This window comes from Empedobacter sp. UBA6305, assembly GCF_002440405.1.
Taxonomy (GTDB): domain Bacteria; phylum Bacteroidota; class Bacteroidia; order Flavobacteriales; family Weeksellaceae; genus Empedobacter; species Empedobacter falsenii_B.
In genome coordinates this window covers 75,815-98,502 of record NZ_DJTP01000003.1, presented here as the reverse complement: position 1 = coordinate 98,502, position 22,688 = coordinate 75,815, and the positions used below count along the sequence as shown (strand labels likewise).

The 22,688-nt window shown below is 31.4% G+C and carries 23 protein-coding genes; 8 read left to right on the top strand and 15 right to left on the bottom strand.

Features of this window, described 5'->3' with window-relative positions:
• Positions 1 to 123 precede the first annotated feature (123 nt).
• The 3 genes from gap to B3M86_RS01150 form a co-directional block, all read right to left on the bottom strand.
• The gene (gap, locus tag B3M86_RS01160) at positions 124 to 1,128 is read right to left on the bottom strand and encodes a type I glyceraldehyde-3-phosphate dehydrogenase (RefSeq protein WP_286495233.1); all 1,005 of its coding nucleotides are present in this window, start codon (positions 1,126 to 1,128) and stop codon (positions 124 to 126) included.
• A gap of 31 nt (positions 1,129 to 1,159) precedes the next feature.
• Positions 1,160 to 2,143, bottom strand: a complete 984-nt coding sequence (pfkA, locus tag B3M86_RS01155) for a 6-phosphofructokinase (RefSeq protein ID WP_260391944.1) — start codon at positions 2,141 to 2,143, stop codon at positions 1,160 to 1,162.
• A 72-nt stretch (positions 2,144 to 2,215) separates the two neighbouring features.
• Positions 2,216 to 2,869, bottom strand: a complete 654-nt coding sequence (locus B3M86_RS01150) for a DUF4294 domain-containing protein (RefSeq protein ID WP_291076233.1) — start codon at positions 2,867 to 2,869, stop codon at positions 2,216 to 2,218.
• Positions 2,870 to 2,930: 61 nt separating this feature from the next.
• Here B3M86_RS01150 and B3M86_RS01145 point away from each other — a divergent pair, with 61 nt between their 5' ends.
• Both B3M86_RS01145 and B3M86_RS01140 read left to right on the top strand, forming a co-directional pair.
• Positions 2,931 to 4,022: a M42 family metallopeptidase gene (locus B3M86_RS01145; RefSeq protein ID WP_286495231.1), complete on the top strand. Its 1,092-nt coding sequence runs from the start codon at positions 2,931 to 2,933 to the stop codon at positions 4,020 to 4,022.
• A 192-nt stretch (positions 4,023 to 4,214) separates the two neighbouring features.
• Positions 4,215 to 4,631 (top strand): OsmC family protein, encoded by a 417-nt coding sequence (locus tag B3M86_RS01140; protein ID WP_286495230.1) that lies wholly within the window; start codon positions 4,215 to 4,217, stop codon positions 4,629 to 4,631.
• A 61-nt stretch (positions 4,632 to 4,692) separates the two neighbouring features.
• Here B3M86_RS01140 and B3M86_RS01135 read toward each other — a convergent pair whose 3' ends face one another.
• The 3 genes from B3M86_RS01135 to B3M86_RS01125 all read right to left on the bottom strand — a co-directional run bounded on the left by B3M86_RS01135 (position 4,693) and on the right by B3M86_RS01125 (position 6,684).
• On the bottom strand, positions 4,693 to 5,238 hold the full coding sequence (locus B3M86_RS01135) for an NADPH-dependent FMN reductase (protein WP_125349252.1): 546 nt from the start codon (positions 5,236 to 5,238) through the stop codon (positions 4,693 to 4,695).
• Between the two features lie 90 nt (positions 5,239 to 5,328).
• On the bottom strand, positions 5,329 to 5,856 hold the full coding sequence (locus B3M86_RS01130) for an NADPH-dependent FMN reductase (protein ID WP_221855853.1): 528 nt from the start codon (positions 5,854 to 5,856) through the stop codon (positions 5,329 to 5,331).
• A 15-nt stretch (positions 5,857 to 5,871) separates the two neighbouring features.
• Positions 5,872 to 6,684, bottom strand: coding sequence for an AraC family transcriptional regulator (locus B3M86_RS01125; RefSeq protein WP_038336064.1), 813 nt, complete (start codon positions 6,682 to 6,684; stop codon positions 5,872 to 5,874).
• Positions 6,685 to 6,845: 161 nt separating this feature from the next.
• Between B3M86_RS01125 and B3M86_RS01120 the strand changes: the two genes are divergently transcribed.
• The 4 genes from B3M86_RS01120 to B3M86_RS01105 all read left to right on the top strand — a co-directional run bounded on the left by B3M86_RS01120 (position 6,846) and on the right by B3M86_RS01105 (position 12,875).
• A complete protein-coding gene (locus B3M86_RS01120; RefSeq protein WP_291049100.1) occupies positions 6,846 to 8,177 on the top strand; it encodes a TolC family protein in 1,332 nt (443 codons plus the stop codon).
• Positions 8,178 to 8,179: 2 nt separating this feature from the next.
• A complete protein-coding gene (locus B3M86_RS01115) occupies positions 8,180 to 9,226 on the top strand; it encodes an HlyD family secretion protein (protein WP_280037837.1) in 1,047 nt (348 codons plus the stop codon).
• 4 nt (positions 9,227 to 9,230) lie between these two features.
• Positions 9,231 to 10,793: a hypothetical protein gene (locus B3M86_RS01110; RefSeq protein WP_115001100.1), complete on the top strand. Its 1,563-nt coding sequence runs from the start codon at positions 9,231 to 9,233 to the stop codon at positions 10,791 to 10,793.
• Between the two features lie 495 nt (positions 10,794 to 11,288).
• The gene (locus B3M86_RS01105) at positions 11,289 to 12,875 is read left to right on the top strand and encodes a hypothetical protein (RefSeq protein ID WP_286495226.1); all 1,587 of its coding nucleotides are present in this window, start codon (positions 11,289 to 11,291) and stop codon (positions 12,873 to 12,875) included.
• Here the strand turns inward: B3M86_RS01105 and B3M86_RS01100 are convergent.
• The 9 genes from B3M86_RS01100 to B3M86_RS01060 all read right to left on the bottom strand — a co-directional run bounded on the left by B3M86_RS01100 (position 12,869) and on the right by B3M86_RS01060 (position 19,634).
• Positions 12,869 to 13,132 carry a hypothetical protein gene (locus tag B3M86_RS01100; RefSeq protein WP_286495225.1) on the bottom strand — a complete coding sequence of 88 codons (264 nt, stop codon included), beginning with the start codon at positions 13,130 to 13,132 and terminating at the stop codon, positions 12,869 to 12,871. The genes B3M86_RS01105 and B3M86_RS01100 overlap by 7 nt on opposite strands.
• Before the next feature lie 101 nt (positions 13,133 to 13,233).
• Positions 13,234 to 13,938, bottom strand: a complete 705-nt coding sequence (locus tag B3M86_RS01095) for a formyltransferase family protein (protein ID WP_286495224.1) — start codon at positions 13,936 to 13,938, stop codon at positions 13,234 to 13,236.
• Positions 13,939 to 13,940: 2 nt separating this feature from the next.
• Positions 13,941 to 14,795, bottom strand: a complete 855-nt coding sequence (locus B3M86_RS01090) for a BadF/BadG/BcrA/BcrD ATPase family protein (RefSeq protein ID WP_221855585.1) — start codon at positions 14,793 to 14,795, stop codon at positions 13,941 to 13,943.
• 98 nt (positions 14,796 to 14,893) lie between these two features.
• Positions 14,894 to 15,346: a DUF4625 domain-containing protein gene (locus B3M86_RS01085; protein WP_291049109.1), complete on the bottom strand. Its 453-nt coding sequence runs from the start codon at positions 15,344 to 15,346 to the stop codon at positions 14,894 to 14,896.
• Between the two features lie 53 nt (positions 15,347 to 15,399).
• Positions 15,400 to 15,717, bottom strand: a complete 318-nt coding sequence (locus B3M86_RS01080; protein ID WP_038337229.1) for a hypothetical protein — start codon at positions 15,715 to 15,717, stop codon at positions 15,400 to 15,402.
• 7 nt (positions 15,718 to 15,724) lie between these two features.
• A complete protein-coding gene (locus tag B3M86_RS01075; RefSeq protein ID WP_221855587.1) occupies positions 15,725 to 18,109 on the bottom strand; it encodes a TonB-dependent receptor in 2,385 nt (794 codons plus the stop codon).
• Between the two features lie 50 nt (positions 18,110 to 18,159).
• Positions 18,160 to 18,426, bottom strand: coding sequence for a hypothetical protein (locus B3M86_RS01070; RefSeq protein WP_148098210.1), 267 nt, complete (start codon positions 18,424 to 18,426; stop codon positions 18,160 to 18,162).
• 66 nt (positions 18,427 to 18,492) lie between these two features.
• Positions 18,493 to 19,134, bottom strand: coding sequence for a hypothetical protein (locus B3M86_RS01065; RefSeq protein WP_219034492.1), 642 nt, complete (start codon positions 19,132 to 19,134; stop codon positions 18,493 to 18,495).
• Positions 19,134 to 19,634: an RNA polymerase sigma factor gene (locus B3M86_RS01060; RefSeq protein WP_038337221.1), complete on the bottom strand. Its 501-nt coding sequence runs from the start codon at positions 19,632 to 19,634 to the stop codon at positions 19,134 to 19,136. Before B3M86_RS01060 ends, B3M86_RS01065 begins: the two co-directional genes overlap by 1 nt.
• A 326-nt stretch (positions 19,635 to 19,960) precedes the next feature.
• Between B3M86_RS01060 and B3M86_RS01055 the strand changes: the two genes are divergently transcribed.
• Positions 19,961 to 20,653, top strand: a complete 693-nt coding sequence (locus tag B3M86_RS01055; protein WP_286495220.1) for a succinate dehydrogenase cytochrome b subunit — start codon at positions 19,961 to 19,963, stop codon at positions 20,651 to 20,653.
• A gap of 17 nt (positions 20,654 to 20,670) precedes the next feature.
• A complete protein-coding gene (locus B3M86_RS01050; RefSeq protein ID WP_286495219.1) occupies positions 20,671 to 22,683 on the top strand; it encodes a fumarate reductase/succinate dehydrogenase flavoprotein subunit in 2,013 nt (670 codons plus the stop codon).
• Positions 22,684 to 22,688 lie beyond the last annotated feature (5 nt).

Here is a 22,688-nt window from a genome sequence, read left to right as displayed (position 1 = left end):
TTTGGTACAGTGTCATAAAAAGTCTTAAAAAAGAATAAAATTTTCTTAAAATTTTAGAAGTCTAAACCAAAAAAGGCCATTCATTTATTGAGAACAGCCTTTTTGTTAATTATTAATTAAGAATTAAATCTTTGCGATGTGCTGAACTAAATCAACTACTTTGTTAGAGTAACCAATTTCGTTGTCATACCAAGCAACTAACTTAACGAAAGTAGGGTTTAGCATGATACCAGCTTCTGCATCGAAAATAGATGTTCTTGTATCACCTACGAAATCTTGAGAAACAACAGCATCTTCTGTGTATCCTACAATTCCTTTCAAATCTCCTTCAGCAGCTTCGCACATTACTTTTTTGATTTCGTCGTAGTTTGTTTCTTTTGCTAATTTAACTGTTAAATCAACTACAGAGACATCAACAGTTGGTACACGGAAAGACATTCCTGTTAATTTTCCGTTCAATTCTGGAATTACTTTTCCAACTGCTTTCGCAGCTCCAGTAGATGAAGGAATGATGTTTACCATTGCACTACGTCCACCTCTCCAATCTTTCATTGATGGTCCGTCAACTGTTTTCTGAGTTGCAGTAGTTGCGTGAACTGTTGTCATTAAAGCTTCCACAATTCCGAAATTTTCGTGAATTACTTTTGCTAATGGTGCTAAACAGTTTGTTGTACAAGAAGCATTAGAAACGATTGTGTCTTCTGCTGTTACAGATTCGTGGTTAACACCCATTACAAACATAGGGGTATCATCTTTAGAAGGACCTGTTAAAACAACTTTTTTTGCTCCAGCTTCAATGTGTTTTCCTGCAGTTTCTTTTGTTAAGAATAAACCTGTTGCTTCGATTACGATATCAGCTCCAACTTCGTCCCATTTCAAGTTCGCTGGGTCTCTTTCAGCTGTAACGCGAATTGTTTGTCCATTAACAATTAAGTTTCCGTTTTCTACTTTAACTTCTCCGTTAAATTTTCCGTGAACTGAATCATACTTTAGCATATAAGCTAAATAATCAACGTCTACTAAATCGTTAATACCTACGATTTCAATATCGTTTCTCTCAATAGCAACCCCGAAAACAAGGCTACCAATTCTTCCGAATCCGTTGATTCCAATTTTAATTTTTGACATAGTATATATAATTTCCCTTTATATTAAATGTTTAAATCGCTAAAATATTAGCTACTTTGATTAACTCTTCGTCAATCTCATTGTGTTTTTTGATGGCTTCATCTATCGCTGTAAATACAACTTTATTAGAGCGAATACCAGCCATAAGATTTGTTTTACCTTCTAGTAAACCTTCGACAGCAGCAATTCCTAAACGACTTGCTAAAACACGATCGTGACAAGATGGAGAACCACCACGCTGTATGTGTCCTAAAACTGTTACACGAATATCATATTCTGGATGACGATTTTGTACTTGTTTTGCTAATTCAAAAACTCCACCTAATTTTTCACCCTCTGCAACTACAACGATGCTTGATTTTTTTCCAGATTTTTCTGAACGTTCTAAAGAAGAACATAATTCTTCGACACTATCACGTTGTTCTGGAATCAAAATATCTTGTGCACCTGAAGCAATTCCACTATTTAAAGCAATAAAACCTGCATCGCGTCCCATTACTTCCACAAAAAATACACGATCATGTGATGTAGCAGTATCTCTTAATTTATCAATTGCATCAATTACAGTATTCAAAGCTGTATCGTACCCAATTGTAAAATCTGTTCCGAAAATATCATTGTCAATTGTTCCTGGAATTCCAATAAATGGAACACCAAACTCTTGATGAAAGATATTTGCTCCAGTAAAAGAACCATCTCCACCAATTACAACTAAAGCATCAATGTTATTTTGTTTTAGATGATTGTATGCTTTTTGACGACCTTCTGTAGTTTTGAATTCTAAAGAACGAGCAGTTTTAAGAATTGTACCACCTTGATTGATAATATTTTTCACTGAACGAGGTCCAAGTTCAATCATATCATTGTTAATCAAACCTTCGTAACCTTGACGAATCCCTACTGATTTGATATCGTAGTACTTACATGCTCTTACAACGGCACGTAAGGCCGCATTCATTCCAGGCGCATCACCTCCAGAGGTTAATACACCAATTCTTTTTATATTGTTTCCCACGTTTTTCCCTTTATTAAATCAAATATAATAAAAAATCAGAATATTATTATAATTGGTAGTATGAAAGATAAATTAATCTTCGTCGACAGGTTTTAACGTTCCGTCTGCAAAATCTCGTTGAAGAATAACCGCAATATACAAATCTTCTCGTGTTCGCTTTGGATCATAAGTTTGTTTTAGATCAATATTAAACGCGCCACTTGCTGCTTGATAAAGAAAAGCATTCAATCCGCCACGTAATTCTTTTATAATATCGTATGTTGTTTTATTTGTTTCTTTATAGATTAATTTAGTAAGAATTTGTCCACGAGAACTTGACATATTTTTTAATTGATTCTCAAATTGATCAGCCAAATCCTTTTGGCGAGATTTAATAAAACGTTTTTTGTCTCGTCTTTTATCCATTGTTTGAATGGTGTCTGATACATAATTATATTCTCTAACAGCAAATCTTACATACGGCCAAACATCGCGAACACGCTTTCTTAGCCATAAATAATATTTTTTTTCTAAATCAGTTTTTAAATGAACCGAATAACTATTCATTTCATTAAGATGTATTGTGTCTAAAGGATTAAACGCAAATTCATCTAAATTAATTGAATCATTTTTAATTTCTTGTGCAGGATTTTTTCCACCTAAATCTAACCCAAAAATTTGAGCATTAACATTAGATAATCCAACAAAAGTAAGTAGTAAAGTTATATGATAGATATAAAATTTCATATCAGAATTAGTTCAAAAATTGTTCCTAAAATTAGTACATTTGTTAGATAAATAAACTAAAATGAGTACAAATAATTTGTTTGATCAACAATCTTTGGATTTTTTGACAAAATATTTAAATACAGCTTCACCTACAGGTTTTGAAAGTGAAGGACAAAAAGTTTGGATGGATTATATCAAACCATATGTAGATGAAGTAAAAACAGATAATTACGGTTCTGCTTATGGTATAATAAATCCTGAAGCGAAGTATAAAGTTGTGATTGAAGCCCATGCTGATGAGATTTCTTGGTTTGTGAATTATATTTCTGATGATGGATTGATTTATGTGATTCGTAATGGAGGATCAGATCATATGATAGCACCTTCTAAAGTGGTTAATATTCATACCAAAAAAGGAATTGTAAAAGGAGTTTTTGGTTGGCCAGCAATTCATTTGCGTCAAGCAGGAAAAGATGAAGCGCCAACTCCAGATAAAATTTGGATTGATACAGGTTGTACATCGAAAGAAGAAGTTCTTGAACTTGGAATTCACGTTGGTTGTGTGATTACTTATCCTGATGAATTTTTTACATTGAACGATCGTTATTTTGTTTGTCGTGCAATAGACAATAGAATGGGAGGGTTTATGATTGCTGAGGTTGCGCGTAAATTGGCAGAAAATAAAGATCAATTAGATTTTGGTTTATACGTTGTAAATGCGGTTCAGGAAGAAGTAGGGTTGCGTGGCGCGGAAATGATTACGCAAACAATCAAACCAAATGTTGCGATTATTACTGATGTTACACATGATACAACGACACCAATGATTACAAAATCGAAAGAAGGTGAGCAAAAATGTGGTGATGGCCCAGTTGTTTATTATGCGCCTGCTGTGCAAAATAATGTACGCGAATTAATTATTGATGCAGCTGAGAAAAACAATATTCCTTTTCAGCGTGCTGCAAGTTCTCGTGTAACAGGAACGGATACAGACGCTTTTGCATATAGTAATGGTGGTGTACCTTCAGCTTTAATTTCGTTGCCTTTGCGTTATATGCACACAACTGTAGAAATGGTTCATCAAGCTGATGTAAAAAATGTCATCGAGTTGATTTACGAATCAGTGAAAACAATTAAAAACGAACAAAGTTTTAAATATCATACTGTTTAAATTATAAAGTGATTAAAAAATATAAAGGCTGTCGTGAGACAGCCTTTGTTGCTATTTTGTGCTTCGATCTACTTCAAAAATTTCTATAATTGAATTTAAATTTAGCTAAATTTATTCAGAAAATCATTATTCAATCAAATATTAGAATAAATCTTTAGAGAATGATTATTTTTATACTTTAAAAGAAATAAGATGAAAATTGAATTAAATAGAGTAAATCAGGCTTCTCACTATGAAGCGACTGCGTCAAGTTCTTCGGTAAAAGTAAATATTGATGGACCTGAATCGATTGGAGGAGAAGGAAAAGGAGTTCGCCCAATGGAGTTGGTTTTGATTGCTTTGGGAAGTTGTAGTGTTTTTGATTTGAATGAAATTTTGAAGAAACAACGCCAAGAAATTGAAGATATTAAAGTTGAGGTTGAAGGTCAGCGTCGAGATGAAATTCCAAATATTTTTACAAATATTCATATCAAATTTTTCTTAAAAGGAAATATTGATTTAGATAAAGCAAATAAGGCTGCTGAATTAGCGGTTAAGAAGTATTGTAGTGTACATGATATGCTTGCAAATGGAGGAATTGATATCACTTACGAGATAAATGTAAATTAAATTGATAACAAAAAAAAGGTCTTTCGAACGAAAGACCTTTTTTTAATACATACATTTTCAATTAAGCTTCAACAATAGTTAAAGCTTCTTGAAAGATACTAACTTGCGCTAATACTTTATTTTTTAATTCTTCATTTACAATTTCGTTATTTTGGAAATTATCGTTGAAAGATGGGAAAGTTGTGCTTGCTACAATTTCTCCGCTTGCAAACATTCCAAAATATTTTGTTGCAACTTCCATTACATTTCCTCCACCATAAGCACCTGGAGATGTACTTAATAACAACAATTTTTTATCTTTCAAATATGGCATTTCGATACGAGAAACCCAATCCAAAATATTTTTTAATGCAACAGAAAAGTTTCCATTATGTTCTGCCAAAGAAATTACAACACCTTCTGCATCTTTGATTTTATTGTAAAAATCCTGCGCTTCTTGTGGAAATCCATTTTCTAATTGACGGTCAATAGAATAGATAGGCATCTCGAAATCATTGATGTCAACTAAATCGATTTCTGCATTTTCGATTTGATTTAAAGTATAATTTAATAATTCTTTATTGATTGATTTTTTGCTGTTACTACCAGCGAAAGCTAAAATTTTCATATTCTTATTGAGTATTTTCATTTTTGATGAAGCAAAGTTATTGCAAGCAACCATAAATTTTATTGACCTATGTTAGGAAAAGATAAAAACTTATATTTTTTTTCTAAATTCATCAATTTTAAGAATCAATTCTCTGTTTAATTCTTCATTAGTGATTTTATCTTCTGCAAAATTTTCGTTGAATTTAGGCAAAGAGAAATCGACTAAAATGTCACCTCCCAATTTTGTAATTAATTTAGAACCTATTTCTAAAGAGTTTTTAGCTCCATAACCACCAGGAGATGTACTCATAACGAAGACCTTTTTTCCTTCAAGAAATTTATAATTAATTCTTGAGCACCAATCCATATAGCTTTTAAAAACTGCTGTAATGCAAGCATTATGTTCTGCTAATGAAATAAGTAAAATATCAGAATCAACAAGTTTTTGATAAAATCGTTTTACTTCATCAGAAAAACCTTGTTCTTTTTCTATATCAATATCAAAAGTAGGAATATCAAAGTCATCTAAATCTAAAATCTCAATTTGATCTTTGTTTAATAAAGAAGAAGCATAAGTTACGAGTTGTTTATTGATAGAAGTAGAGCTGTTACTTCCGGCAAAAGCTTTAATAATCATAGTTTTTATCTTAAGTTATTGTTTTTTTGTGTGTAATAATTGCGCATATTCTGTTGGTCGAATTCCTGAAACTTTCTGAAAAATATTACTGAAAGATGACAACGAATTATAACCAACTAACATTGCGATTTCGTACATATTGTATTTATTTTCAGCAATCAATTCCAATGATTTTGTGATACGTAATGCGCGTAAAAATCGAACATAATTAATTCCCATATTATCTTTGAATTTTCGAGATAATGTTCGCGTGCTCAAACCAAATTGTTGCGCAACTTCATCTATTGTATAGTTTTTCTCGATATTTTTCATCAGAAATCGAGCAATATCAATCAGTTTCTGATCTTTTGGAAATGGATGCTGAATAAAAGCAGGTAATTTGTTCGATTCCATTTCGGGTAGAATAGATCGTATGGCTTTTACAAAATCATATTTTGCAGGATCTTTTTCCGAAATTGATCCACTCCAATTTTTGGTGTACAAAATCATTTCCCTTAACAACTCATTCGTGTAATAAATATTTGTAATCGAATAAAAATCGTTTTCTTCTTTTTCGGTCTTGAAATAAAAGTTATACAAATCGCCTGTTTTACTATTCGTTAAGATAGAATGTGGCGTATTTGCAGGAATCCACATAAAACAACGCGCAGGCAAATACCAATGTTTGTCGTTTACAAAAACATGTACAATTCCGCCTTCTGCATATAATAATTGTGCTTTTTTGTGTTCATGTACGCGCGTTCCTATCGTATCTAAATGTGCATGTTGTATGTAAAAATGGACTTTAGATTTGTCAACTTCGTTAAAAAAAAACTGATCAAACAACATTGTTTTATACTTTTATAAAGTGAAATATTTTTGCTTTTGCAAATTACTTTATTTTGGCGTAAATGAGCAAATTATTTTCTTTTTTTATCAAGAGGGTAAAGGTGTTTTGAATGTAACTTTGCATCACTAAAAATCAATAACAGACTTATAAATAATACAAAATGATATTTAAATTCGTTAAATATCAGTTGCTTACATTGTTGTTAATGCTGAGTGGGTTGAGTTATGCTCAAAATGAAATAGACTATAACCAACTGAAATTAAGCAAAGCAATTGAAATTGGACTTCAAAATAATAAAAAATTACAAATTAGCGCTTTAAAAACTAATATTGCTGAATTAAAAGAGAAAGATCTTAAAAATGAGAAATTGCCAGATGTAGACTTTCATACTGGTTTTCATGTTTTGAGTAATTTACGCCAATATGAAGACGGTTTTCTAAAACCTTCTACAAAATATGCTGTTCCTCGAGTGAAATACGATTTTACACTTTCGGCAGAAATTCCAATTTATTTAGGTGGTAAATTAAAAAATGATGAGAAAAAATCTGAAATAGAAACTAATATTTCGAAACTGCAAGTTCGAAAAGATGAACGAGAATTGAGAATGCAAATCATCACAGCTTATTTACAAGCGTTGCATTTGCAAGAACAACAAAAGTTAATTTCAGATAAAATGAGAGAAGATTCGGTTGTGATTAAACAAACAGAATCCTTGAAAAAAAATGGTTTGGTAACCTACAACGAAGTCTTGAGAACAGAATTGCAATTGTCAAATCATAAAATGTCTTTTACAGAATTGGCGAATGAAATTTCGATTATTGAACATCAAATCAAAACAATTTTAGCCTTACCAGAAAATCAAGAAATGCATATTGACACCAATGATTTGTTTACAAATGAAGAGCATTTGGGTTTGGTTGATGAAATGATTTTGGAAGCAATAGATCAAAGTGAAAGCTTGAAAATTGCGAAAGATGATTTGAATTTGAAAGAAATTGATAAGAAAATTACCAAAGCTAATACATTACCAAAAATAACTGCTGGAGCGGAATATGGATATAATTATCCAAACTTTATGTTTTTTCCACCAGAAGAATATTTGTACAGATTTGGTTCTGTTGGTGTAAATGTTTCGATTCCGTTGAGTAATTTTTTCAAGAATAAACAAAAAATGCAAATCGCAGATCGTAACATTTCAATTGCAAAATTAGAAATAGAAGAGAAAGAAGAACAAATTCGACATGATGTTTTTGCAGCGAATAAACGATTAGAAGAATCGATCGATAAAATAAAAATTGCGGAAGATGCAATTGGTCAAGCCAAAGAAAATTATCGAATTGTTAGAACAAAATATGTCAACAAATTGAGTTTGATTACAGAACTTATCGATGCGGATAACGCTTATTTAGAAGCTCAATCGAATTTGATTTCATTGCAAATTAACAAACAATTAAAATACTATCAATTACAATACATTTTAGGAAACTTATAAAAATGGGAAAACAACAGACAAAAGGAGAAAAACGAATGAATAGAACGCTTTCTGCGATTGCTTGGATTTTTATTATCATAGGAATCACTGCAGTAGCTTGGTTTTATTTCTTTTCGAGTTCACATGTCAATACAAATGACGCGCAAGTGCGACAATATATTACGCCAGTTTCGAGTAAAGTTTCTGGTTTTATCAAAAAAGTAAATTTCGAAGAAAATCAATTTGTACACAAAGGTGATACGCTTGTTGTGATTGACAATAGAGAATTTCAGAACCAGATTGATATTGCAGAAGCAAATTTAGAATCGACTTCGCAATCTGTTTTAACATATGAAAAAGCGGTAGATACAAAATCAAGTGATGTTAATATTGTTAATGCAAATATAGAAGCTGCTAAAATAGAGGTTTGGAGAACTGAAAAAGATTATAATCGTTTCAAAAATTTAGTGCAAGAAGATGCTGCAACCGTACAACAGTTTGAAGAAGTTGAAGCGAAATATAAACAAGCAAAAGCAAGTTTGAGTGCTTTGGAACAACAACGTAATGCCGTGAATGTTAGTGCGTCTGCAGAACAAACAAAAGTTGCGCCTGCAAAAACTCAAATTTTACAACGAAAAGCCCAATTGAACGATGCTAAACTTATTCTCTCATATACCTATGTTGTAGCACCTTACGATGGTTGGGTTGGAACAAAAAATATACAAGAAGGTCAGTTAATAAAAGAAGGGCAGGCCTTGGTGCAAGTAGTTTCGAAAGAGAAATGGATTGTTGCAAATTTTAAAGAAACGCAAATTGGAGAAATCGATTTGGATCAACCAGTTATTATAAAAGCTGATGCCTACAAATACATTGAGTTTGAAGGAAAAATTGAATCACTTTCGCCAGCTTCTGGGTCTGAGTTTGCTTTGATTAAACCTGATAATGCTACAGGAAACTTCGTGAAAATTGAACAACGTTTTCCTGTAAAAATAATTCTGAAAGAGTCTAAAAACAACGAAAAATTACGTACCGGAATGAATGTAAATGTTTCCGCAGAAAAAGTAAATTAAATAAATGTCACAACAAAATTCAATATTTAATAAATGGGTTCCGCAAAAATTGGTTGTGCCAATTTTTATCCTTGCGCTATTTCCACACTTGATGATTTTGACTATATTCAACATGAATAGTACGTTTACAGCATCATTTTTGGATTTGGAGGTCGACGATTTGCAGTTCCTTTTTTCGATGGCGTATGCCACTATTGTTTGTGGCTTATTTATTCACGTTCGATTTTTTCACTTTTTCAATATCAGAAGTTATTTGCTAACAATGACCATGCTTAACATTTTGGTATTGTTTGGAATGACATTAACGACAAATACAGAATTGATTTTGATTCTGCGTTTTATTCAAGGACCTTTATCGCTTTTCGAAGGTTGTATTTTGTTGCCAATCATTATGTCGAATATTAAAAGTGAACATTCAAAATTGATTGCTTATTCGTTTTTGTATGGCGTAATGTTAACAGGTGATAAATTTACGACTTCTATCGTGAAGTTTGCGATTGAGAATTATAACCACAATATGATGGTGTATACGATTATGAGTTTTCATGTTGTAGCATTAATTATTTATGTATTTTTCTTTAATCACAACAGAATGTTTCCTAAAAAACCATTGTATCAATTAAATTTAGGAGGAATTTTCTTGATGATTATTTCCCTAATTTCTGGCGCGTTTTTCTTGATTTATGGGAAAAAATATTATTGGTTCGAATCGCCAATTATTATCACAGCATTTGCATCAACACTCGTTTTTAGTGGCTTATTTTTATTGCATCAAAAAACAGCCAAACGACCTTTGTTTCATTTTGAGATTTTCAGATCAGAACGTGTCATTTTAGGAATATTAATGTTTTTTGTTTTCTATACTTTGCGTGCTGGGATGAGCAATATTTACCAAGTCATGTCAACAGTTTGGAAATGGCAATGGGAATATGTGTTGCAGATTCAATATTTTAATGTAGCAGGTTCCATCATTGGTATTGTATTTTCATTTTTCATGGTTAAAAATAAAGTTGATTTTAGAAAAATATTTTTTCTTGGATTTGTACTTTTAGCCATGAGCATGTTGTGGTTTAGTTACTTGTTTTATCCAGATACAAAAGTCGAGGCAGTAGCGCCAACGCTGATATTAGAAGGAATTGCGCAAGGTGTTATTTTTACGCCATTAGTGTTGTATATTACAGGTTCTGTACATCCTTCTATTACTGGTAGTGCGGCGCAAGCAGGTACGGCGATTCGTTTTTGGACGACAACAATTGGTTTTTCGCTGATGCAAAATGCAATTTTATACTTGACGACTAAACATCAATTTTTGATGACCAAAAATTTAGACAAAACGAGTCCGATTTTCCAACAACAATGGAATAGTTTGTTCAATAAAAATATTGCGAGTCATCTTCCAAACGAAGCAGAAAGTATTACTGCCGCAGCTTTAAAAGCAAAATTGTATAACCAAGCTTTGTTGGTTAGTAATATAGAGATTTTCCGAACATTGTTTGTTGTGGGAATTATCGCTGCGATTTTTGTAATTCTTTATCAACCGATAAAAAATAGACTTTTACATCGTTAAAATAATTTTTATATATTACTTTTTTATTTAATTGGCGTATTTGATTTAATAGAATCAAGTACGTTTTTTTTTATGACAAATTTTTTAAAATGAATATTTTATCAAAATTATCCTGTAGAAAGGTCATATTTTAAAGTTTTTTAAATTTATAAATGGCTTAAATGAACAAATTTTATTCTCAAATAATCAACTTGTTTTTATGCGCTAGCACTTACTTTTGCCATCAAAATAAATCAAACGAAAAATGATTAATTGTTTTAATAAATGTTAGTTGTATTTTATTGATTTTAAATTTGTTATATTTTTATAAAATGAATCATCGTATTTTAACGATTTATTATTCAGAATCACATTTTAGCCTTTTGACTTTTCTCAGGCAGCTTCCTTTTTTTACTTTTTAGGTAAGATAATCACGAAATCAATAAAATATTTTTAATTAGACAAACTTTCGAATGAATGTTTTGAACTTGATTGTAAAATTGAATAAATAACTCAATGCACAATCAACATCCCATTTTCAAGAAATGGATACCAGAAAAATTGGTGCTTCCAATTCTCATTGCCGCGTTGATTCCGCATGTGATGATTCTCTCACTTTTCAATATGAATAGTACATTTACAGCTTCATTTCTAGATGTTGATGTAGACGATTTACAATTCATTTTTTCTTTGGCTTACGCCACAATTGTTTGTGGACTTTTTATTAACGAACGGCTTTTTCAGTTCTTTAATATTCGCTCTTATTTATTGTTTATGACTATTATCAATATTATATTAATGTTAATAATTTCGTTGACAACAAATACGCAATTGATTTATTTACTTCGTGTGATACAAGGAACAACATCTTATCTCGAAGGATGTATTATTGTTCCGCTAATTATGTCGCGTATAAAAGGCGAATATGGACGATTATTAGGAAATACGTTTTTGTATGGATTTATGATGACGGCTGATAAATATACAACCTCTATTGTAAAATTTGCCATCGAAAATTATAATTTCAATATGGTGATTTATACTGTCATCTTTTTTCATGTTTTATCGTTATTGATTTATGTTTTTCTCTTTAGTCATGGTAGATTGTATCCCAAAAAACCATTGTATCAGTTAAATTTGGCGGGTTATTTTTTGATGATGATGTCATTAATAGCAGGAGCTTTTTTATTGATTTATGGTAAAAGATATTATTGGTTCGAATCGCTTTATATCGTTATTGCGTTTGCTGCAATGTTTATTTTCTCAGGCTTATTTATTTTGCAACAATTAACGTCTAAAAAACCAATTTTCCATTTCGAGATTCTTCGTTCCGAAAGAGTTATTGTAGGTATGTTGTTGTTTTTTACATTTTATATTTTCAAATCGAGTATGAGTAACATTTATCAAGTGATGAATGTTGTTTGGAAATGGAATTGGGAGTTTGTTTTGCAAATACAATATTATAATTGTGCCGGAATTTATATTGGAGCATTGTTTGCTTATTACATCATAACACAATTTCAAACGCAATATAAGTATGTGTTTTTTGGAGGTTTTTTTTGTTTAACGTTTGCTATGTTGTGGTTTAGTTACATTTTGGTTCCAGATACTCGTCCGAATGCAGTTATTCCGCCATTGTTGATGGAAGGAATGGGACAAGGAATGTTGTTTGCGCCAATTTTGCAATATATGGTATGTTCTGTACATGCTAATTTTTCTATGAATACCATGCAAGCAGCAGTTGCAATGCGTTATTGGTCGTCAACAATTAGTTTTTCGATTATGCAAAATGCAATTCTTTTCTTGACGACTAAACATCAATTTTTGATGACGAAAAATTTAGATATTACCAATACAATTTTTCAAGAACAATGGAATAATCTATTCAATAAACACGATACAACTCATTTAGTAAATGAGTCTATCAGTTTGACAGCAAGCAATCTAAAATCTCAATTGTATAATCAAGCTTTGTTGATCGCAGATATTCAAATTTTTAGAACCTTATTTTATTTCGGAATTGTAATGATGGTTTTTATTATGATTTATAATCCAATCAAAGGAATTTTACATCTTAGGAAAAAGAGAAAAGAAACTCATTGATTCGCTTTTTTTCTGGTATTGATTTCTGCATTTATTTTCGCTAAACCTGTTATAAGAGGAATAAAAGTTACAGAACATGATAATAAAATAACGAATGTTACATTGATATCATATTTGTTTGTCATCTTCAGAATTAATAAAACGATTGCAATGAGTAATAAAGGAATTTGAATGCTAAGATTAAGTTTATTAACTTTTTTTCTTTTTTCATTTAATTCTTCTAATGTTAATTCGCTCAAAGGTTTTTCTTTGTTCATCTTAATTATTTTATTAAAGATAGTAAAATCAAATTAAAAAATAGATTCAACAAAAAAGCTAACCAATTCGGTTAGCTTTTTAATTTTTTTCTAAAAAATTTTTAATCCCTTTTATATTTTTCTTTGTAAGTGTCAAATGCTTGCATCAAATTTTCTTCAATAGCTTTTGGCATTCTGCGCGTCGCTTCAAATTCATTTGATGAAAGTGATTTGAATTCTGAAAGTGTTGGTATTAATTCAATCGAATTAACTAACATTTCAATTTCTGTTTCATATTGACGATTAGCCAAAGAATGAAACGTATCATTCCCGTAAACAGGAACATATTGTTGTTCAATCAAAAAGCCAGCATCGGCTTCTGTGTCTACAAAATGAGTTGTAACACCAATTTCGACTCCTTTTGTGATTGCCCATTTTAATGAATCTAAACCTCTTGTCAAAGGTAAAAAACCTGGGTGTGTATTGATAATTTTATGATTGTCAACCAACTCATCTGGTAATAATCCCGCACCTGCAATAATTACATATTCAGCTTTATAATCGTTTAATTGATTATTCAACGTTTCAGCAGTTGTCAAATCGAAATTATAACCAAAATTATTACAGTAATCATCTAAATTTACTTGAATCGCTTTACTTGGACGATGTTGATAAATTGGTTTGAACGGATTTTCTCTTTGTACAAAAGGCAAAGCAAATATTTTTACATTTTGATAACCTTTAGCTTTTAATCCGTGCAAAACATCTTGTGTTTTGCGATGAGGAGTATTGTAAGAAATTACCGCTATTTTTGGTTGAGCTGCCATGCTTATTTAATCAAATATTTTTTGTGATAATCAACAACATTATCAATTGGTTTTCTAATAATATGACCAACTGTTAAGTGATATTCTGCCGCAACTGAACGAATAACATCTTCGTAAATATGAGCAATTGAACCAATAAAATTTAATTCAGAATGACGAGCTTCTTCGTAAGGCATAATTTGATATTCGATAAAAGAAGACATCGCATCATAAATAATTTTCTGAATAAATGGATCATTTTTATGTTCAACAACAAATTTATTGAAAGAAGCTAAATATGTATTTGCAAATTTATTTTGGTACACATTTTTATTTAACTCATCTACAGATAATTTATAATAATCATCAAAAGCTTTTGCTAAATGTGGAGGCATTTTTTTTGTATAAAAAGCGCGTAATACACGTTTTCCTAAGTCATTTCCAGAACCTTCGTCTCCTAAGATATAAGCTAAAGATTTTGTTTCTTCACGCATTGTTGTTCCATCGAAATAACAAGAGTTAGAACCTGTTCCTAAGATACAGACCATTGCAGGTTTTCCCATGTAAGTGGCATAACAAGCGGCTAATAAATCATGGTCTATTACAAATTCAGCATTTGTAAAGAAGTTTTGTAAACCTTCTTTAACAACAGCATGCATTGTTTCGCTGGAAGTTCCAGCACCATAAAAAAAGATTTTTGCGAAATCATTTGCAACAGGTGCAAAATCTTCATTTTTTTGTAATTCAGTCGTAATATCTTCTGCTGTTACAAAATACGGATTAAATCCAATTGTACTTGTTCTAAAAACTTCATTAAGGTCGCTATCTAAAATTACCCAATCCGTTTTAGTAGAACCACTATCTGCTATTGCAATCATTTTTTTGTTTTGATATAATTGAAGAGTGCTAAAATAGTATTCTTTTAACAATGCACATAAAAAAACGCCCGAAATTTCGGACGTTTTCAAATTTTTTTTTAGTGATCATGGTCGTAATCTTCACCTACAACGATTTCGATAAAAGATTGCGTTTGATTTCCAGCGCGATCAATTAAGAATAATCCTAAGTGATAATGTCCTTCCGTAATTCCTTCTGTAGGAATATTTACTTTATGACTTAATGTGTGCTCAGTTTTTCCTGCTGGAATAGCTTCTTCTGCATCATACGTCCAATTAACATTTGCTGTTCTGTGTTGATGACCATCTTCTGCGGAATGAATTTCAATTTTTACCGTTCCCAATTCTACATTGTCTTTCAAAATAGCATCAATTGAGATGGTTTCGCCTAAATGAAATTCATCGTGGTCTTTAGGTGCAATCAAATTAATTTCAGGTTTTGTTGTATCTAATGAAAAATCATCTGATGAACAAGATGTAATGAATAATGCTGATAATGTTATAAATGAATAGTTTAAAATTGAATTTTTCATTGTTTTATTTTTTTTGAATTGAATATTATTTTTTTAAGATTTTGGTTGATTTATTAATAAACAAAATCCTGAGGCGGACCTCGTGTAAAATGATATTCAATTGTAGAATGTTTAATTTTTTCTACTTGTTCAAAACTTTCTTTACTGTAAAATTCTTCGTTCGGTTTTGATTCTATTTTTGGTTCATCATGCGTGTCAATAAAGACAGAGTAATAGGTGAAATGATTACATTGATGATGAATAATTTCTTTCTTTTGATTCGAAAAATCTTGTGAATGATCGATTAAAGAAAAATGTAATTGATTAAAAGTTGGAATCGAAAAAAGAATAATACTAAAGAAAAGTCCAAAAATAGGATGTTTCTTTTTCATGTATCAACTATTTTCCGAACGGAATTCCTAACATAATTTGTATGTTTCGAGCTTGTTCTGGTAATTGCAATGCACGATAAAAACTGGTGTGATTGTAATAGTTTTTATTGAATAAATTAGAAACCTGAACACTTAAATTTGCACTAAAATTATTGAATTTAAGTTTCGTTTTTCCTCCAATTCCAACCAAGAAATAACTTGGAGTGATATCTTCATTTTGTGCAATTTTATCTTGCTCAAATGTATATTTTCCATTTGCAAAAAAGCTCAAACCTTCTAAAAATGCAATATTTTGATTGATTTTATAATTAATTTGTCCAAATAAATTATTTGCAGGAGTGAAAGGAAGATAATTTCCGAATTTTTTATTTTCCGTAATTTGTCGATTGTATAAATATTCGTACACAAGATTTGCATCAAAATTTTCGTTGATTTTCTTACGAACTTCAAATTCAAAACCAGTCAACAAAGCTTTGCTTTGTGTATATTGATAAATTTGTCCACCATGAGGAAGAATCGAAAATTGTCCCGAAGGTTTTAAGAAAATATAATTGCTGAAATAATATAAATACGGACTTAGCGAAATATTCCAATCATTTTTGTGAAAAACAGATTTGAAATCTACAGCAATTCCTTTTTCTATATCAAGATTTTCGTCACCTCGTTCATGTCTAAAACTACCGTGATGAATTCCGTTAGAACCCAATTCTATAGCGGTTGGTAAACGGAAATTTGTTCCAACATTCAAGTTGAAATCCCATAAATCATTTGGTTGAAAAGTTGCACCAATCATTCCGTTTAAATTACTGAAACTACGATCGATTGATTTGCTACGATTTGCATAATAATCTGCAATGCCTTCAGAATTACCTTTTTCAATCAAATAATTGTAAAGAAATTCATCAAAATAACCTTCCGATTTGAACGTCGAATAATCGTAACGTAAACCAGCAGTTACTTTCCAACGATTTCCTTTTTTGAATTCTTCAATCAAAAATCCGCTAAAAATATTTCGGTCATATTTTGGTAATAAATAATTGTAACCGGCAATATTATTGGCTTGTAATTGCGCTTGTGCGCCAATTATTGTTTTGAAATTTTTGCTATGATTATGTTCAAATTTTAATTGAGAATCATACGTTGATAAATTAAAATCTAATTCTAAATCAGGATTTTTTGTTGGAACTGGTTGATTTGCATAATGTGTGTGAAATGAACTAACTTCTTGTCGACGATTGTTTTGATAACTTGCTAAAAATTTTAAAACGTCTTTTGAATTTAAACGAAATTCATTTTCGGAAATTACTTTAAAATGATTCACTTTTTGATAAGGAAATTCGATATTTCTATAATTTCCATCATCTTGAAGTCTATCTACAGAAGGAATTCCGTGTGAACCAGGAAAGAAACCGATTTTCTGATTAACGTTAGAAACCGTTAAAATTGAACGAAATTTCTCACCAATATAACCTGTTTGTATTTCAGCATTCAAATCTTGTCCAGCCGTATTTTTTACACGTTTATTGTAAATTGGTAAATAGCGATTCAGGTAATAAATGCGATCGGTAGTCGTTCTGTAGTCTGCATAATCAGAATAAGAACCTTTTATTTTATAGAAAAAATGATCGTTACGAGATTTCAAATTAAATCCAATTCCGTAATTATCATTTATTGATTGATATAAAGTTTTTGCTTCTCCAGAAAGTGAATGTTTCGCTGGTAAATTGTTATTGTTAATCTTGATAACTCCAGCAATAGCTTCATTTCCGTACTCCAAAGCCGCAGGCCCTTTTATCACTTCGACATCTTCAACATTTAGCGCATCAATCTCCAAACCATGATCGGCTCCCCATTGTTGTCCTTCTTGTTTTACACCATTTTCAGCAACAATTAATCGATTGAAACCAAGTCCACGAATAATTGGTTTTGAAGCTGATGATCCAATTCCAGAAGCATTAACACCTGCAATATTTTCAAGTGATTTGGCTAATGATCCTGCATAGTTTTCTTGAATATAAGATTGATCGACACGCTCTACATTAGCTGTTGAAAAATCGTGATGATGCCCTAAAACAGTAACTTCATCTAAATTATATGCTTTGTGAAAAGTAAGTGTAAAAACAAATTTTTGTTGAGAATCAAACGTAATATTTTGAGAAAAAGGTTCGTAACCTTGCTCATCAATTTGAACTTGATAATTTCCTTTGTTTAAATTCTCAATTCTAAATTTTCCTTCGGCATTTGTGTGATATTCTTCGTTGTTGAAGTATACAGTTGCGAAAGGAATTGGTTTTTGATTTTTATCTATAATTTGACCTTCGAAAATGTTTTGTGCAAACACAGTTCCGCACAATAATGTAGCCGCAATACTACATTTTATGTTGATTGACATAAATACAATAATTTAATAACGTTAAAAAAATAAGGTGGTTTTTTCTGAAATTAAATTGCGTAGGGCGGTGCTCGAAGACTTTTTTGAGTAAGTAATACAGCTTGTTTTACACGAGTTGTGTAAAGTGTTTTATCTTTTTGGATAAATGATTGTGACCATTCAAATAACTCAATTTCTGAATCATTTTCTATAAAATGTTGATTGAAATGGCAAATTGTACAGCTATGATCGTGTACGTTAGAGAATTTGTCTTTCAGCTCTTTGTGCTCTTTATTTAGAGCATGATCCAATATATGCGCAGACTGATACACTGTCATAAACAGTGAAATCGTTAGCATAAGATATTGGATAAATTTTTTCATTCAGTTTACAAAAATAAGATTTTATTTCATTTCTTTCAACTCTTTCATGTTTTGTTGAAGTTTTCTTAAAAATAAAAAATAAATAATCCCATAATAAACCGTTCCTATAATCACAATAAAAGCAACAGCAGTTATTATTGCAATCCAACCATAAACAGCAGCATTATTCACAATTGGCTGTATATCATGAGCGTGTTTTGCCAAATAAATAGATTGGCCTAATTCGTAATAGAATGGGGCAGAAGAAACAATTAAACTTAAAACGGTGAAAAGAATAAACAAGTTCACCAATCGACGAAATGAAATAATGTTTTTCATCAAATCGACCACAGATTGATTAAGATCTATTTTTTTGAAATAACGATAAGCCATCACCAAAAATCCAAACGTAATCACAATACTAAAAACCGAAGCGATCTCGTAATTGTTAATTGTTTTTTCTTCGACTAATGTTTTGACTTCGTTATTAAAAAAATTTTTTCCTGAAATTAAAACATATAAATTGTAGACAAGAAAAAGGATAAATTCGAAAAAAGTGAATATAAATAACCATTTTATTGTTGTTGATGATTTTTTCTTCAACATTTGAAAAATTTGATTTTGATCAAACTTTTCTTCTTCCTTTATGGAACCCCAAATTGATTTTAAGTCATCTAACTCCATTATTGTTCCATTTTAGACATTATTTCTTTTAATTTTATCTTCACTCTGTTCATCTTTACTCGTGCATTTACTTCCGAAATTCCTAAAGTTTCGGCAATGTCTTTGTAAGGTAAGTCTTCCAAAAATAGCAGTACCAATGCACGTTCTACGTCGTTTAATAATCTAATTGCCGCGTATAAAAGTGTGATACGCTCTTCTAAAAATTCGTCTTTGTCGTCTGATTTTAAGTTTAAAAATTGAGCTTCATTAAAATCAGTTTCACTGGATTTTGTTTTTTTTCTGATTAATGTAATTGCTGTGTTTAAGCTAACACGATACATCCACGTACTAAATTTTGAATCTCCCTTGAAGGAATCGTAAGAACGCCATAATTGCAATACAATTTCCTGAAATAAATCGTCATGAGAATCCTTGTCGTCTGTGTAAATACGACAAACCTTATGGATAATTCCCTGATTTTTCTCGACTAATTCGGTAAATATTTTTGCTTTATTATTCAAACTATTATTCTGTTGCTCTTTATTTGTAGTAAAAAAAAGAATAATGTTACAACTAAAAAAATAAAAAATCCTCTTATAGAAATATAAGAGGATTAACCTAACTAACTTAAACCTATGAAAAGTTGTTCTACTTTTCTACTGCAAGTATAGAAATTAATTATTTATTAAGCAATAAAAATTTAGAAAAATTGTTAAAAATGTCTTAATTAACTAAGAATGATTCTAAACTATTGAAATCTGTTAACGAAATGATATAATTCATTGTGATTAGAGCAATGGGATGATTAAATTTGTGGAAATATCTAAAAAATTAAACGAATTGCTTTATGGCAAATGAATCATTACTAAAATCGTCGATTGGTAAGAAGTTCGCGATGGCGCTTTCAGCGTTATTTTTGATCGTGTTCTTGTTACAACATTTCGTGATTAATGCATTATCTGTTATTAATCCGAATGGGTTCAATGAAGTTTCGGCTTTCATGAGTGATAACCCTTTTATCCAATATTTAATGCAGCCTATTTTATTAATTGGTGTTGTATACCACTTTGTAATGGGGTTTGTATTAGAAGCGCAAAACAAGAAAGCGCGTGGACCAGTTGCTTACCAAAAGTATAATGGTGCTGCAAATGCTTCTTGGATGTCAAGAAACATGTTAGTTTCTGGATCTGTAATTTTAATTTTCTTATTATTACACTTGTATGACTTTTGGGTTCCTACAATTACTGATCACTACATTGTTCCAAATCCTGAGTTTGCTCAAGGAAATTACTTTATGGATCACTTAAACCACGTTTTCACATTAGAAGGTGCTTTAAGTTTTGTAAGATTAGTAATTTACATTGTTGCATTTGTATTTTTATCATTACACTTACAACATGGATTTGCATCAGCATTCCAATCTATTGGTGCAAGACACAACAAATACACTCCAGTAATTGTTGCTTTCGGGAAATGGTATTCAATTTTAATTCCAGCAGGTTTCATTATCATCGCTGTTTACCATTTTTTTGTTAAATAATTAAATAATATCAAGAAATGAGTATATTAGATTCAAAATCTCCAGAAGGAGATATCGCACAACAATGGAGCGAACACAAAGCACACCTAAACTTAGTGGCTCCAAATAACCGTGATAAAATTGATGTTATTGTTGTAGGTACTGGTTTAGCTGGTGGTTCTGCAGCTGCTACTTTAGCAGAGTTAGGATATAAAGTAAAAGCTTTCTGTTACCAAGATTCACCTCGTCGTGCTCACTCTATTGCTGCACAAGGGGGTATTAATGCTGCTAAAAATTATAAAGGAGATAACGACTCTATCTATCGTTTATTTTACGATACAATCAAAGGTGGTGATTACCGCGCTCGTGAGTCTAACGTTTATCGTTTAGCGGAGGTTTCTGGTAATATTATCGACCAATGTGTAATGCAAGGGGTTCCTTTTGCACGTGATTACGGTGGGTTATTAGATAATCGTTCTTTTGGTGGGGTACAAGTATCTCGTACTTTCTATGCGAAAGGTCAAACAGGGCAACAATTATTATTAGGAGCTTATTCAGCAATGAATCAGCAAATCCACTTAGGGCACATCCAAATGTACAACCGTCACGAAATGTTAGATATTGTACTTGTAGATGGTAAAGCTCGTGGTATTATCGCTCGTAATTTAATTACAGGTGAAATCGAAAGACATTCTGCTCACGCAGTAGTTATTGCTACTGGTGGTTACGGAAACGTATATTTCTTATCTTCTAATGCAATGGGTTCTAACGTAACTTCAGCATGGAAAATTCACAAAAAAGGTGCTTATTTTGCTAACCCTTGTTATGTACAAATTCACCCAACTTGTATTCCAATCCACGGAACAAATCAATCTAAATTGACTTTAATGTCTGAATCTTTACGTAACTCTGGTCGTATCTGGGTTCCTAAAAAGAAAGAAGATGCTGAAGCAATCCGTGCTGGTAAGAAAAAAGCAGTTGATATCAAAGAAGAAGACAGAGATTACTACTTAGAAAGACGTTATCCTGCATTTGGTAACTTAGTTCCTCGTGACGTTGCATCTCGTGCTGCAAAAGAGCGTTGTGATGCTGGTTATGGTATTGAAGCAAATGAAACTGGAGAAGGAGTTTATTTAGATTTTACAGATGAGATCAAGAAAAAAGGTCGTGAGGTTGCTTTCGCAAACGGAGATCAAAATCCATCAGATGCTGAAATCGAGAAATTAGGTAAAAAATGGATTGAAGAGAAATATGGAAACTTATTCCAAATGTATTGGAAAATTACAGATGAGAATCCATACGAAAATCCAATGCGTATCTATCCAGCAATTCACTACACAATGGGTGGTGTTTGGGTTGACTACAACTTACAATCAACAATTCCTGGATGTTTCGTAGTAGGAGAAGCTAACTTCTCTGATCACGGAGCTAACCGTTTAGGAGCTTCTGCATTAATGCAAGGTTTAGCAGATGGTTATTTCGTATTACCTTATACAATTGCAGATTATTTATCAGCAGATATTCGTACAGGTAAAATTCCTACAAATACGCCAGAATTTGATGAAGCTGAAAAGGCTGTTAAAGACCAAATTCAACATTTCTTAAGCAATAAAGGAACTAAAACTGTAGATAGTTTCCACAAACGTTTAGGAAATATTATGTGGAACAAAGTAGGTATGGCTCGTAATGCTCAAGGTTTAAAAGAAGCGATTGCTGAAATTGCTGCTTTACGTGAAGAATTCTACCGTGATGTAAAAGTTCCTGGTGATGCTAACGAAATGAACACTGAGTTAGAGAAAGCTGGACGTGTAGCTGACTTCTTAGAATTAGGACAGTTAATGGCAATTGACGCTCTTAACCGTAATGAGTCTTGTGGTGGTCACTTCCGTGAGGAGTACCAAACAGAAGAAGGTGAAGCAATGCGTGATGATGAAAATTATACTTATGTTGCCGCTTGGGAATATAAAGGTGATGATATCAACACTGAGGTTTTACACAAAGAGGAATTAAATTACAAATATATCGAGCTTAAAACTCGTAGTTATAAATAATAAAA

Bases quoted from the DNA above. Each gene is read 5' to 3' on its own strand.
- gap (WP_286495233.1), bottom strand. From the start codon at position 1,128: ATGTCAAAAATTAAAATTGGAATCAACGGATTCGGAAGAATTGGTAGC.
- B3M86_RS01150 (WP_291076233.1), bottom strand. From the start codon at position 2,869: ATGAAATTTTATATCTATCATATAACTTTACTACTTACTTTTGTTGGA.
- B3M86_RS01145 (WP_286495231.1), top strand. From the start codon at position 2,931: ATGAGTACAAATAATTTGTTTGATCAACAATCTTTGGATTTTTTGACA.
- B3M86_RS01140 (WP_286495230.1), top strand. From the start codon at position 4,215: ATGAAAATTGAATTAAATAGAGTAAATCAGGCTTCTCACTATGAAGCG.
- B3M86_RS01135 (WP_125349252.1), bottom strand. From the start codon at position 5,238: ATGAAAATTTTAGCTTTCGCTGGTAGTAACAGCAAAAAATCAATCAAT.
- B3M86_RS01130 (WP_221855853.1), bottom strand. From the start codon at position 5,856: ATGATTATTAAAGCTTTTGCCGGAAGTAACAGCTCTACTTCTATCAAT.
- B3M86_RS01125 (WP_038336064.1), bottom strand. From the start codon at position 6,684: ATGTTGTTTGATCAGTTTTTTTTTAACGAAGTTGACAAATCTAAAGTC.
- B3M86_RS01120 (WP_291049100.1), top strand. From the start codon at position 6,846: ATGATATTTAAATTCGTTAAATATCAGTTGCTTACATTGTTGTTAATG.
- B3M86_RS01115 (WP_280037837.1), top strand. From the start codon at position 8,180: ATGGGAAAACAACAGACAAAAGGAGAAAAACGAATGAATAGAACGCTT.
- B3M86_RS01110 (WP_115001100.1), top strand. From the start codon at position 9,231: ATGTCACAACAAAATTCAATATTTAATAAATGGGTTCCGCAAAAATTG.
- B3M86_RS01105 (WP_286495226.1), top strand. From the start codon at position 11,289: ATGCACAATCAACATCCCATTTTCAAGAAATGGATACCAGAAAAATTG.
- B3M86_RS01100 (WP_286495225.1), bottom strand. From the start codon at position 13,132: ATGAACAAAGAAAAACCTTTGAGCGAATTAACATTAGAAGAATTAAAT.
- B3M86_RS01095 (WP_286495224.1), bottom strand. From the start codon at position 13,938: ATGGCAGCTCAACCAAAAATAGCGGTAATTTCTTACAATACTCCTCAT.
- B3M86_RS01090 (WP_221855585.1), bottom strand. From the start codon at position 14,795: ATGATTGCAATAGCAGATAGTGGTTCTACTAAAACGGATTGGGTAATT.
- B3M86_RS01085 (WP_291049109.1), bottom strand. From the start codon at position 15,346: ATGAAAAATTCAATTTTAAACTATTCATTTATAACATTATCAGCATTA.
- B3M86_RS01080 (WP_038337229.1), bottom strand. From the start codon at position 15,717: ATGAAAAAGAAACATCCTATTTTTGGACTTTTCTTTAGTATTATTCTT.
- B3M86_RS01075 (WP_221855587.1), bottom strand. From the start codon at position 18,109: ATGTCAATCAACATAAAATGTAGTATTGCGGCTACATTATTGTGCGGA.
- B3M86_RS01070 (WP_148098210.1), bottom strand. From the start codon at position 18,426: ATGACAGTGTATCAGTCTGCGCATATATTGGATCATGCTCTAAATAAA.
- B3M86_RS01065 (WP_219034492.1), bottom strand. From the start codon at position 19,134: ATGGAGTTAGATGACTTAAAATCAATTTGGGGTTCCATAAAGGAAGAA.
- B3M86_RS01055 (WP_286495220.1), top strand. From the start codon at position 19,961: ATGGCAAATGAATCATTACTAAAATCGTCGATTGGTAAGAAGTTCGCG.
- B3M86_RS01050 (WP_286495219.1), top strand. From the start codon at position 20,671: ATGAGTATATTAGATTCAAAATCTCCAGAAGGAGATATCGCACAACAA.